The following is a 12381-nucleotide window of genomic DNA, read 5'->3' as shown; positions in this document are numbered from 1 at the left end:
CAACCGACATGAGTGAGACCCAGACGTCCACGTCCCGCGAGGACCGCATCGCGGCCCTGCCCGAGCACCTGCGGGCCCTGCTGCGGGACCGCCTGGCGGGCGCCGAGGCGCCCGCCCCCGAGGCCGCCGCGAGCACCGCGCTGCGCCCCGCCGACCGTTCCCGCCCGCTGCCGATGTCCTTCGCCCAGCAGCGGATGTGGTTCCTGTACGAGTTCGACCCGGAGTCGGTCGGCTACAACTCCTCCTTCGCGCTGCGGCTGCGCGGCGACCTCGACCGCGCGGCGCTGCACGGCGCGCTGGCCGCCGTCGTCGACCGGCACGAGGCGCTGCGCACCACCTACGACCAGGTGGACGGCGTCCCGGTGCAGGTCCCGCACCCGAGCGTGGACATCCCGCTGCCGGTCGTGGAGGCCGGCGGCGGGACGCCCGAGGAGCGGGAGGAGGAACTGCTGCGGCTGGTCCGCGAGGAGGCCGGCCGGCCCTTCGACCTGCGCACCGGCCCGGTGCTGCGGACCCTCCTCGTCCGGCTCTCCGACCGCGAGCACGTGCTCGTCCTGAGCATCCACCACATCGCGCACGACGGCTGGTCGCTGTCGATCGTCACCCGCGAGCTGGGCCAGTACTACGCGGCCGCGCTCCAGGGGCGCGAACCCGACCTGCCCGCGCCGGGGCCGCAGTACGCGGACTACTCGGTGTGGCAGCGCGAGCGGGCCTCCGGCGGGCGGCTCGACGAGCAGCTCGACTACTGGCGCGAGCAGCTCGACGGCGTCCCCGTGCTGGAGCTGCCGACCGACCGGCAGCGCCCCGCCGTGCCCACCGGGGCGGGCGCCTTCCACGAGTTCAGCGTCCCGGCAGAGACCGTCGCCGGGCTGCGCGAGCTCACCGAGTCCGCCGCGGCGACGCTGTTCATGACGCTCACCGCGGCCACCCAGCTGCTGCTGGCCCGGCTCTCCCGGCAGGAGGACGTCGCGATCGGCACCCCGGTGGCCGGCCGCGACGAGCCCGAACTCGCCGACCTGGTCGGCCTGTTCCTCAACACCCTGGTGCTGCGCGCCCGGACCGAGCCGGGCCTGGGCTTCCGGGACTTCCTGGGCCAGGTCCGCGACACCGTGCTGGCCGGCTTCGACCACGCGGAGGTCCCGTTCGAGCGGGTGGTGGACGCCGTCCAGCCCGAGCGCGACCCCAGCCGGATGCCGCTCGCCCAGGTGCTCATCGTCCTGCAGAACGCCCCCGAGGCGGTCCTCGACCTGCCCGGGCTGACCATGGAGCAGCTGGCCCTGCCGCAGGCGAGCACCGGCTTCGACCTCGTGGTGGCCTTCGAGGAGCGCCCCGACGGCAGCCTCTGGTCCGCCCTGGAGTACAGCACCGACCTGTACGACGAGGCCACGGTGCGCCGCTTCGCCGGCCACCTGACCACCCTGCTCGGCTCGATCGCCGCCGACCCCGACCAGGAGCTGGGCCGGCTCGACCTGCTCGACCCGAAGCAGCACAACCGGCTCACCGTGGACTGGGCCCGCAACCCGGTGGCCTTCCCCGAACAGGACCCGGTGCACCTGCTGGTGGCCAAGCGGGCCGCCGAACGCCCCGACGGCCTCGCGGTGGTGCGCGGCGACGAGCGGCTCAGCTACGCCGAACTCGACCGCCGGGCCGGGCTGTTGGCCGAGGTGCTGCGCTCCCGCGGCACCCGCCCCGGCGACGTCGTCGGCGTCTGCTGCGAGCGCGGTCCCGACCAGGTGGCCGCCACCCTCGCGGTGCTCAAGGCCGGCGCCGCCTTCCTGCCGCTGAACCCGCGCTTCCCGGCCGCCCGCCGGGAGCTGATGCTGGCCGAGACCGGCGCCGGGTTCGTCTTCACCGAACGCGCGCTGGCCGCCGACGCGGGCGAGTCCGCCGCCGAGCCGCTGATCCTGGAGGACCTGCGCCCGCAGCTCGACGCACACACCGGACCGGTGCCCGAGGGCGACTGGGTGGGGCCGGACGCGCTCGCCTACATCGTCTACACCTCCGGCTCCACCGGGACGCCCAAGGGCGTGCTGCTGGGCCACGGCGGCCTGACCAACGTGGTCAACGCCTCCCGGCTGATCGTCGGCACCGGCCCCGAGAACACGGTGACCCAGCTCTCCTCGCCCAGCTTCGACGGCGCGGTCTGGGAGACCTTCCTCGCCCTCGTCTCCGGCGCGGCGCTCGCCCTCCCGGCGAACGAGTCCGAGGCGCTGGGCAGCGAGCAACTGCGCGCCATGGCGGGAGGCCGGCCCACCGTCCTCGCGCTGCCGCCCGCGGCCCTCGCGGCGGTCGAGCCCGAGGCACTGCCCGCCGGCTCGGTGGTGCTCGCCGTCGGCGACCGCTGCCCGGTCGGCCTGGCCCGCAGGTGGTCGCGGGTCCACCGCTTCATCAACGGCTACGGCCCGACCGAGAACACCGTCGGCGCCACCATGTTCGAGGTCCAGGACGAGGAGGCCGGCAGCCGGCTGTCGATCGGCCGGCCGCTGCCCAACACCGAGGTCTACCTGCTGGACCCGCACGGCAACCCGGTGCCGCCCGCCGTCACCGGCGAGATCCACCTCGGCGGCCGCGGCGTCGCCCAGGGCTACCTGGGCCGCCCGGAGCTGACCGAGCAGCGGTTCGTCCCGCACCCCTTCGCGGACGACCCCGGGGCCCGGCTCTACCGCACCGGCGACCTCGGCGCCTGGCTGCCCGACGGGCGGATCGACTTCCGCGGCCGCGCCGACGACCAGGTCAAGATCCGCGGCTTCCGGGTCGAGCCCGGCGAGATCGAGTCGGCGATGCAGCGCCACCCCACGGTCGACCAGGCCGCCGTGGTGGTCCGCGAGAGCGACCGCGGCAAGCAGCTCGTCGGCTACCTGGTCGCCGCGCCCGGCCGCGACCGGGGCGAGGCGGTCCGCGAGGTCCGCGAGGCCCTGACCGAGGAACTGCCCGCCTTCATGGTGCCGGCCGCGCTGATCCCGATGGACGCGATGCCGCTCACCACCAACGGCAAGGTCGACCGGGACGCCCTGCCGGACGCCCGGGAGGCCCTGACCAGGGTCTCCACCCCGCCGTCCGGCCCGGTGGAGACCGCGCTGGCCGAGGTGTTCCGCTCGGTGCTGGGCATCGAGGACGTCGGCGCCGAGGACGACTTCTTCCTGCTCGGCGGCGACTCCATCCTCTCCACCCAGGTGGTCGCCCGGGCTCGCCAGGAGGGCCTGCACTTCACCGCCCGGGACCTCTTCCAGCACAAGACCGTCGCCGCGCTCGCCAAGGCCGCCGGGACGGGGGAGAGCGGGCCGGCCGAGGAGGACCCGTACCGCACCGGGCCCGTGCCGCTGACCGCCGTGCAGCAGTGGTTCTTCGAGCACCACACCGTCAACCCGGGCCACTTCAACCAGTCGCTGCTGTTCGAACTCGTCCCGGGCACCGACGCCGAGGCCCTGCGCGCCGCCCTGGCCGCGCTGGTCGGGCAGCACGACATGCTGCGCGCCCGCTACACCCGCGACGCCGGGGGCGCCTGGTCCCAGGAGGTGGCGGCCGAGGCCGACGGCTGCTGGGACTTCCAGCGGCTCGACCTCGCCGGGGCGCAGGACGCCGAGGAGCGCGCCACCGAGGCGTTCCGGCAGGCCCAGAGCGGCCTGCGGCTGGCCGACGGGCCGTTGCTGCGCGCCGTCCTGGCCGACCTGGGACCGGACCGCCCGGCCCGGCTGTTCCTCACCGCGCACCACCTGGTGGTCGACGGCGTCTCCTGGCGCATCCTGCTCGACGACCTGCGCTCCGCCTACGCCGACCTGGCGGCCGGCCGGCCCGTGCGGCCCGCCCCGCGCTCCACCTCCTTCGGCCAGTGGTCCCGCCGACTGCGCGAGCACGCCCTGACCGGCGGCTTCGACGACGAGCTGGCGCACTGGCGGTCGCTGCCCGAGCCCGCCGGGGAGCACCTGGACACCGGCCGGTTCGGTGACCGCCGCACCGCGCGGCACACCCTGACCGAGGACGAGACGGAGGCGCTGTTGCGCCGGGTGCCCGGCGTGCTGCGCGCGCAGGTCCACGAGGTGCTGCTGACCGCCCTCGCCCAGGCGCTCGCCGCCCAGGGCCACGCCGGCGACGGCGGCACCGTGATCGACCTGGAGGGGCACGGCCGCGAGGAGATCCTGGACGGCGTCGACCTGTCCCGCACCGTCGGCTGGTTCACCACGATCTACCCGGTGCTGCTCGACGTGCCCGCGGACCTGGCGCCGACCGCCGCCGTCCGGGTGGCCAAGCGCCGGCTGCGGGCCGTCCCGCGCCGCGGCATCGGCCACGGCGTCCTGCGGCTGGCGGCGGCCGTCGAGGCCCGGGAGGACCTGCTGGTCCCGGTGCCCAGGGCCCGGATCGGCTTCAACTACCTCGGCCAGTGGGACAACCAGCTGCCCGAGGGGGACCGGCTGATCCTGCGCCACCTGGACCACGGCGGCGGCGACCACGAGCCGGGCGAGACCCGCACCTACGAGCTGGACGTCGCCGCCGCGGTCGAGGGCGGCCGGATGGAGCTGTCCTGCGTGTACGCGGGCGGCCGGTTCGACGAGGCGGCGGCCACCGCCCTGCTCCAGCGCATGCACGAGGCCCTGCGCGAGATCGTCCGGGCCTGCGGATGACCGGCCGGGCCGGTACGGACACGGCCCCGCGGGGCCGACGGAAGGAAGTGACCGTTTGAACGACGACCAACCCTGGCTGGTGATCCCCCGGCCGCGCCCGGAGGCGACCCGTCGGCTGGTCTGCCTGCCGCACGCCGGCGGCAGCGCGGGCTTCTACCGGCCCTGGGCCAACCACCTCTCGGCGGCCGTCGAACTCCAGCTCGTCCAGTACCCGGGGCGGGAGGAGCGGATCGAGGACCCCTTCGTCCAGGACGCCGCGACCCTGGTGGCCCAGCTGACGCGGGCGCTGCTGGAGACCGACCGCCCCGGCGTCGAGACGGTCGTCTTCGGCCACAGCATGGGCGCGCTGCTCGCGTACGAGACCGTGCAGTCGCTGCATGCGCAGGGCCTGCCGGTGGCCCGGCTGGTGCTCTCCGGCTACCCGCCGCCGCAGGCGCCGGCCGGCTCCGGCGACGGACCGGCCGGGCGGGCGCCGGCCCTGCCCCGTGGCGACGACGAGCTCCTCGCCACGGTCGCGGGCCACGGCGGGACCCAGATGTCGATCTTCGACGACCCGGACATCCGGGAGATGGTGCTGCCGATCCTGCGCAACGACTACCTGCTGATCGACTCCTACCGGCCCACCGCGCTGCGCCCGGTGGACTGCGGGGTCGTGGTGCTCACCGGGGACTCCGACGTCACGGTGAGCGTCGAGCGGGCCCGCGGCTGGGAGGCGCTGGCCGGCAAGGAGTTCGCGTTCCACGTGCTGCCCGGCGGGCACTTCTACCTGACCGCGCAGCGGGCCCGGGTCATCTCCTTGCTGCACGACTACCTGCTGGACGGGGACTGAGCCGGCCCGGCCGGGCCGCGAACCCCCGCCGAACGCCCGTCGAACCCCCGCCGAATTCCGGCGAGTTCCGCCGAACAGATGGCACCCCCAACCATCGGGTGCCATCTGTTCGGCATGTCGGAAAACCCCCGGCGAACGCCGGGACGCGCTGGAGTGCGTGTTTCCGCTGAGGCTTAAAAGCCTGTTTTCCGGAGGCTCCGCTGCCGCAGGATTTCGAGCCATGGGACAGCCCGGGGCTCCGGGTTGAACGACCGGCTGAGAGGGTCAGGAATGCTGGGCAACGTCGTCATCGTCGGTGGTGGGACATCCGGTTGGATGGCCGCCTCGTACCTGCGCGCCGCATTCGGCGATCGTATTTCCGTCACGCTGGTGGAATCCAAGCGAATCAAGTCCATCGGGGTCGGCGAGGCGACCTTCAGCACCGTCCGGCATTTCTTCAACTACCTGGGCCTGCCGGAGCACGTCTGGATGCCCAAGTGCAATGCCACCTACAAGCTCGGCATCCGATTCGAGAACTGGCGGCGCAAGGGCCACTACTTCTACCACCCCTTCGAGCGCCTCCGGGTCGTCGACGGCCTGCCGCTCACCGACTGGTGGCTGAACAGCCGCTCCGGCGACCGCTTCGACCAGGACGTGTTCCTGATGGCCGCGATCTGCGACGCCGAGAAGTCCCCGCGCTACCTCGACGGCACCCTCTTCGAGCAGGACTTCAAGGAGGGCGGCAACACGACCGAGCGCGACACCCTCACGGAGCAGGACACCCAGTTCCCGTACGCCTACCAGTTCGACGCCTCGCTGCTGGCCGACTTCCTCTCCGGGTACGCCACCGAGCGCGGCGCCAAGCACATCGAGGACGACGTCGTCGAGGTCGTCCAGGACGAGCGCGGCTGGATCAGCGGCGTGCGCACCAAGGAACACGGCCTGATCGAGGGCGACCTCTTCATCGACTGCACCGGCTTCCGCGGCCTGCTGATCAACCAGACCCTGGAGGAGCCGTTCACCTCCTTCCAGGACACCCTGCCCAACAACCGCGCGGTGGCGCTGCGCGTCCCGGTCGACATGGAGAAGCGCGGCCTGCGCCCCTGCACCACCGCCACCGCCTCGGACGCCGGCTGGATCTGGACCATCCCGCTGTTCGGCCGCATCGGCACCGGCTACGTCTACTCCGACGAGTACGCGACGCCCGAGGAGGCCGAGGCCACGCTGCGGGCCAAGGTCGGCCCGGAGGCGGAGGGCCTGGAGGCCAACCACATCAGGATGCGGATCGGCCGCACCCGCAACGCCTGGGTCAACAACTGTGTCGCCATCGGCCTGTCCAGCGGCTTCGTCGAGCCCCTCGAGTCGACCGGCATCTTCTTCATCCAGCAGGGCATCGAGGAACTGGTCAAGCACTTCCCGGACGCCGACTGGGACCCGGGGCTGCGCCGCTCCTACAACCGCATCGTCGGCAACACCATCGACGGCGTACGGGAGTTCCTCGTCCTGCACTACAAGGCCGCGGCCCGCGAGGACAACGCCTACTGGCGGGACGCCAAGACCCGGGTGATGCCCGACGGCCTGGCCGAGCGGATCGAGCTGTGGAAGGCCAAGCCTCCGACGGAGGCCACCATCTTCCCGCACTTCCACGGGTTCGAGTCCTACTCCTACCTGGCCATGCTGCTCGGCCTCGGCGGCATCGAGCTCAAGGCCCCGCCCGCGCTCGCCCTTCAGGACGGCAGCCGCGCGGAGAAGGAGTTCCAGCTGCTGAGCGACCAGTCCGCCGAGCTCCTGAAGCGCCTGCCCAGCCAGTACGAGTACCTCGCCCAGATGCACTGACCCTTCGGCGCCCCGAGAAAGGAGGCACCATGGACAGTCTTCCGTACGTACCGGCCGCGGTGACGCTCGCTCTGCTCGTCCCCGTGGCACTGCTCGGACGCCGGCTGGCGAAGCTGCTGCGGCAGCCGGAGATCGTCGGCGAGATCATGGCCTGCCTCCTGCTCGGGGCGCTGCTGGCGAGCCAGTGGCACTGGAAGCCGGCCACCATGGACGGCGGGGCCGTCCTGGAGAAGGCGGGCCACCTCGGCCTCGCGCTCTTCCTGGTGGGCGCCGTCCACGAGATCCGGGCCGGCGGCAGCCGGCTGGGCGGGCGCACCATCGCGATGACCGCCACCGGTTCGCTGCTGCTGCCGCTCGGCTGCGGCGTCGCGTTCGCCGCGTGGGTGCTGGCCGACGGCTCCCCGGCCCTGCGCGGCGGCGCCCCGGCCGGGGTGCTGGTCCTGATGCTGGCGATCGCGCTGGCGGTCACCGCCGTACCGGTGCTGGCCGGCATCCTGGACGACCGCGGCATGCTCAACACCGCGATCGGCCGGCTCTGCATGGCGGTCGCGGTCTCCATCGACGCCGTCACCTGGTCGCTGCTGGCGATCGCGGTCGGCCTGGCGCACGGCGGCGGGAAGATCACCCCGTACCTGGTGTTCGTCGTCGGCCTGCTGGGAGCCTGGCTGCTCCGCCGGGCCGGAGCCCTGCCCGGGCCCCGGGCCTGGGCCGAGCGGATCCCGGTGGCGGTGCCGATCGGGCTGACCGCCGCCGCGGCCGTGGCCGCCGCCCTGACCACCTCGCGGCTGGGCCTCACCGACGTGCTCGGCGCCGTCCTGGTCGCCCTGGCGCTGCCGGGCGACGACGGCGCCGGCCCCTGGACCAGGGCCGCCCACACCGTCGGCGGCTGGGGCCGGATCGTGCTGCCGCTGCTGTTCACGGTGACCGGCATGGGCCTCGCCTCGGCGCCGCTCAGCGTGTTCTCCTGGCAGGCCGTCGTCCTGTCCGTGGTGCTCGCGATCTTCGGCAAGCTGGTCGGCAGCTACTACGGCGCCCGGGCGGCCGGCCGGCCTCCGGTCGAGTCCATGCGGATCGCGGTGTTTCTCAACGCCCGCGGCCTGACGGAGCTCGCCGTCCTCCAGACGGGTTACCAGGCCGGGATCCTCACCCCGGCGCTCTTCCTCGCCCTCGTCGTGATGGCCCTGTTCACGACGGTGCTCAGCGGTCCGCTGCTGTGGGTCATCGACCGGCGCACGGCGAGCGTGGACGCGCCCCGGACCGCGGAGCCGGTCCCCTACCCAGTCGAGCGGTGAATCACGTGGAACTCGTCACCTCAACCCCCTCCGATTTCCGGACCTTCATGTCCGGCTTCCCGAGCGGCGTCGCCATCGTCACCTCGCTGGACGACGCGGGCCGGCCCTGGGGCATGACCTGCTCCGCCCTGTGCAGCGTCACCGTCGAACCGCCCACCCTGCTGGTCGGCATGCGGGCGGAGAGCCCGACCCTGAAGGCCGTGCTGCGCAGCGGCCAGTTCGCGGTGAACCTGCTGCACGCCGAGGGCCGCGGCACCGCCGAACTGTTCGCCTCCGGCGACCCGGACCGGTTCGACGCGACCACCTGGCGGCTGCCCCCCGGCGCCGGCGGACCCCACCTCGTCCACGACGCCCACGCGGTGGCCGACTGCCGGGTCAGCCAGCTGGTCCCCGTCGGCGGCCAGCGGATGGTCTTCGGCGAGGTCATCCGGATCACCGAGCTCAGCGACGCGTCGCCGCTGCTCTACGGGAGGAGACAGTTCAGCACCTGGCCCGCCTAGCAGAGCTAGCAGAGCGTCCCCACAAGACGCCCAGACCACCGTTGTGGAGGAGAGATGACCGCTCAACCCACCGACGCGGACACGCCGCAGGGCACACCCGCCCGCGACCAGGGCATCCAGCGCCACAGCGCGATGCCGGTCCGGAAGTACCAGCCGTACCAGGCGGTCGGGCTGCCCGACCGCGGCTGGCCGGGCCGCCGCGCGGAGCAGGCCCCGCTGTGGTGCAGCGTCGACCTGAGGGACGGCAACCAGGCCCTGACCGACCCCATGGACATCACCCGCAAGCGGCGGATGTTCGACCTGCTGGTCGCCATGGGGTTCAAGGAGATCGAGGTCGGCTTCCCCACCTCCTCGCAGGACGACCACGCCTTCCTCCGCCACCTCGTCGACACCGGCGCGATCCCGGACGACGTCGTCGTCCAGGTCATGACGCCGATCCGCGGCGACTTCATCGAACGCACCGTCAAGGCCCTGGAGGGCGTGCCGCGCGCCGTCCTCCAGATCTTCAACCCGACCTCGGAGGTCCAGCGCCGCCTGGTCTTCCGCAAGGACCGCCGGCAGACCACCGCCATGGCGCTCGACGGGGCCGAACAGGCCCTCAAACTCCAGGACTCGATCCCCGGCACGGAGATCTACCTCCAGTACGCGCCGGAGTCCTACACCCAGACCGAGCCGGACTACGCGCTCGAACTCTGCAACGCCGTCCTCGACTTCTGGGCCCCGCGGGCCGCGCACACGCTGCGGATCAACCTGCCCTCCACCGTCGAGGTGTTCCCGCCGCAGGAGTTCGCCGACCGGATCGAGTACACCCACCGCAACCTGCTCCACCGCGAGCGCACCATCCTCGGCGTGCACCCGCACAACGACCGCGGCAGCGGCGTCGCCGCCGCCGAACTCGCCGTCCTCGCCGGGGCGGACCGGGTCGAGGGCACCCTGTTCGGCAACGGCGAGCGCTCCGGCAACGTCTGTCTGGTCACCCTGGCCATGAACCTGTTCTCCCAGGGCGTCGACCCGATGCTGGACCTGAGCGACATCGACGGCATCCGCCGCATCGTCGAGAGCTGCAACCAGATGCCCGTCCACGCCCGCCACCCGTGGGCCGGCGACTTCGTCTACACCTCCTTCGCAGGCTCCCACCAGGACGCCATCGCCAAGGGCCTGCGCGCCCGCGAGGAGTCCGGGCAGGAGGTCTGGGACGTGCCGTACCTGCCGATCGACCCGCGCGACATCGGCCGCGACTACCAGGCGCTGATCCGGATCAACACCCAGTCCGGCAAGGGCGGCATCGCCCACCTGCTGCGCACCGAGTACGGCATCGAGCTGCCGCGCCGCCTCCAGATCGACTTCGCCGCCGAGATGCAGGCGGTCTGCGAGGAGATCGGCGGCGAGATCACCGGCGACCAGCTGTGGGAGCACTTCGTCGAGCGGTACGTGGCGCTGGGCACCGAGACCGTGCCCGGCCTGCCGGAGCCGGAGCCGCTCGTGGCGGAGCCCGGCGACACCCGCTGGAGCGGGGCCACCGCCGAGGCGGTGGCCGGCTACGGGCTCGACGCCGTCGTCCAGGGCCTCGTCGTGGAGCGGGCCGGCGCACCGCTGAACGCGGTCACCGCCGCCTTCGAGATCGTCGTGGACTCCCACTCCTACTGGGGAGTCGGCATCGCCGAGGAGGAGGGCGAGGCCGTCGGCCGGGCCGTCCGGGCCGCGTCCCTGCGGGCGCTGCTGGACACCGAGCGGTCCGGTCTGTCCGAGGCCCGCTAGGGCCACCGGGCTGACGGGCCGGGCAGGGCCGGGCCGACGGGCTGAACAGGTCCGGAGGGCTTAGACAGGGCCGCCGTGGGCGGGGGAGGGAGGAACCAAGCATGCCCTGGAACACCTTGATCGACGTGGCACGGGAGGACGTGCTCCCGCTGACCGCCCAGATCCGGGACGGCATCAAGCGGGAGATCGCCGAGGGGGCGCTGCACCCCGGCACCCGGCTGCCGTCGAGCCGTCAGCTCGCCGAGGACCTCCGGGTGTCCCGCAGCGTCGTCGTCGAGGCCTACGGGCAACTCGTCGCCGGCGGCTACCTGGAGGCGACCCGGGGGTCGGGCACCCGGGTCGCCACCCACCTGGACCGGGGCACCCGGATGCCGACCCTGCTCGGCGACGCCCGCCCCGCCCCGGTGATCCGCTGGGACCTGCGGGCCGGCGGCGCCGACGCCTCCGCCTTCCCCCAACGCGAGTGGCTGGCCGCCTACCAGCGGGCCGCGCGCCGGCTCGGCCCGCGCGACCTCGGGTACCCGCCGGTGTCCGGCGTCCCGGCGCTGCGCGCCGAACTCGCCCGCTACCTCGGGCGGGCGCGCGGCGTGCACACCACCCCCGAGCACGTCATGGTGGTGTCCGGGTTCGCCCAGACGCTCGGCCTGGTCTGCGCCACGCTGCCCCGCACCGGCCTCGGCGCGCTCGCCGTCGAGGACCCGTGCCACCCGCAACAGCGCCAGTTCATCGTCGAGTCGGGCCTGGACTGCCCGTCCGTCCCGGTCGACGAGCAGGGCATCGACGTGGCCGCGCTGGCCCGCACCGGCGCCCGCGCGGTGCTGGTCACCCCCGCCCACCAGTTCCCCACCGGCGCCGTGCTCAGCGCCGAGCGGCGGGCCGCCCTGGTCCGCTGGGCGGAGGACGTGGACGGCTGGATCATCGAGGACGACTACGACGGCGACCTCTGGCTGGACCACGGCCGCCGGCCCACCGCGCTGCAACGGCTGTCCCCCTCCCGGGTGCTCTACGCGGGCACCGCGAGCAAGTCGCTGGCCTCCGGGATGCGGCTGGGCTGGCTGGTCGCCCCGCCCCGGCTGCGCCGCCGCCTGGAGGAGGTCCGCTCCCAACGGGACCTCGGCTGCGACGTGTTCACCCAGCACGCGTTCGCCGAACTGCTGGACGGCGGCGAACTCGACCGCCACCTGCGGCGCCAGCGCGAACGGCTGCGGGCCCGCCGCGAGGTCTTCCACGAGGCCGTGCGGCGCCGGCTGCCGGGGGCCCGGATCGTGGGCGCCTTCGCCGGGCTGCACGCCTACGTCCAGCTCCCGCACCGGGTGGACGAGGCCGCGCTGGTCGCCCGGGCGCTGCGCCGCTCGGTGCTGGTGCGCGGCGGCCGCTCGTACCACCACCGGTCCTGGCAGTCCGGGCCAGCCCTGGTGGTGGGGTACGCCGGGGTGCCCCGCAGCGGCGTCGCCGAGGCGGTGCGGGAACTGGGCGAGGCCTACGCCGAGTCGGCGGCGGACGGCTGCCTGCGCAGTGCCTGAGCCGCGCCCCGGCTCGGCCCGGAACGCGACCGTACGACACCGAGA

Annotated in this window: 7 protein-coding genes; all 7 read left to right on the top strand. The window is 73.7% G+C overall.

From position 1 onward, the window contains the following. Nucleotides 1–8 precede the first annotated feature (8 nt). The 7 genes from AC07BF_RS01810 (at nt 9) to pdxR (ending at nt 12336) form a co-directional block, all read left to right on the top strand. Entirely contained in the window at nt 9–4619 is a 4611-nt protein-coding gene (locus AC07BF_RS01810; protein ID WP_478332767.1) for an amino acid adenylation domain-containing protein, read from the top strand. A 55-nt stretch (nt 4620–4674) separates the two neighbouring features. Next, the gene (locus tag AC07BF_RS01805; protein ID WP_400810067.1) at nt 4675–5448 is read left to right on the top strand and encodes a thioesterase II family protein; all 774 of its coding nucleotides are present in this window, start codon (nt 4675–4677) and stop codon (nt 5446–5448) included. Between the two features lie 270 nt (nt 5449–5718). Then, the gene (locus tag AC07BF_RS01800; protein ID WP_363585120.1) at nt 5719–7263 is read left to right on the top strand and encodes a tryptophan halogenase family protein; all 1545 of its coding nucleotides are present in this window, start codon (nt 5719–5721) and stop codon (nt 7261–7263) included. Nucleotides 7264–7292: 29 nt separating this feature from the next. After that, the gene (locus AC07BF_RS01795) at nt 7293–8555 is read left to right on the top strand and encodes a cation:proton antiporter (RefSeq protein WP_363585118.1); all 1263 of its coding nucleotides are present in this window, start codon (nt 7293–7295) and stop codon (nt 8553–8555) included. A 47-nt stretch (nt 8556–8602) separates the two neighbouring features. Continuing rightward, entirely contained in the window at nt 8603–9055 is a 453-nt protein-coding gene (locus AC07BF_RS01790) for a flavin reductase family protein (protein WP_363585116.1), read from the top strand. 54 nt (nt 9056–9109) lie between these two features. After that, on the top strand, nt 9110–10813 hold the full coding sequence (locus AC07BF_RS01785; RefSeq protein ID WP_363585114.1) for a 2-isopropylmalate synthase: 1704 nt from the start codon (nt 9110–9112) through the stop codon (nt 10811–10813). A gap of 101 nt (nt 10814–10914) precedes the next feature. Continuing rightward, the gene (gene pdxR, locus AC07BF_RS01780; RefSeq protein WP_363585112.1) at nt 10915–12336 is read left to right on the top strand and encodes a MocR-like pyridoxine biosynthesis transcription factor PdxR; all 1422 of its coding nucleotides are present in this window, start codon (nt 10915–10917) and stop codon (nt 12334–12336) included. The last annotated feature ends 45 nt before the right edge of the window (nt 12337–12381 follow it).

It is taken from the genome of Kitasatospora sp. NPDC043950, assembly GCF_056435345.1.
The sequence above is the reverse complement of the archived record's forward strand: the minus strand, read 5'-3'. Positions and strand labels throughout refer to the sequence as shown.

What these genes read in the sequence shown, in the direction of transcription:
- AC07BF_RS01810 (WP_478332767.1), top strand. Translation starts at nt 9, where the DNA reads ATGAGTGAGACCCAGACGTCCACGTCCCGCGAGGACCGCATCGCGGCC.
- AC07BF_RS01800 (WP_363585120.1), top strand. Translation starts at nt 5,719, where the DNA reads ATGCTGGGCAACGTCGTCATCGTCGGTGGTGGGACATCCGGTTGGATG.
- AC07BF_RS01795 (WP_363585118.1), top strand. Translation starts at nt 7,293, where the DNA reads ATGGACAGTCTTCCGTACGTACCGGCCGCGGTGACGCTCGCTCTGCTC.
- AC07BF_RS01790 (WP_363585116.1), top strand. Translation starts at nt 8,603, where the DNA reads ATGTCCGGCTTCCCGAGCGGCGTCGCCATCGTCACCTCGCTGGACGAC.
- AC07BF_RS01785 (WP_363585114.1), top strand. Translation starts at nt 9,110, where the DNA reads ATGACCGCTCAACCCACCGACGCGGACACGCCGCAGGGCACACCCGCC.
- pdxR (WP_363585112.1), top strand. Translation starts at nt 10,915, where the DNA reads ATGCCCTGGAACACCTTGATCGACGTGGCACGGGAGGACGTGCTCCCG.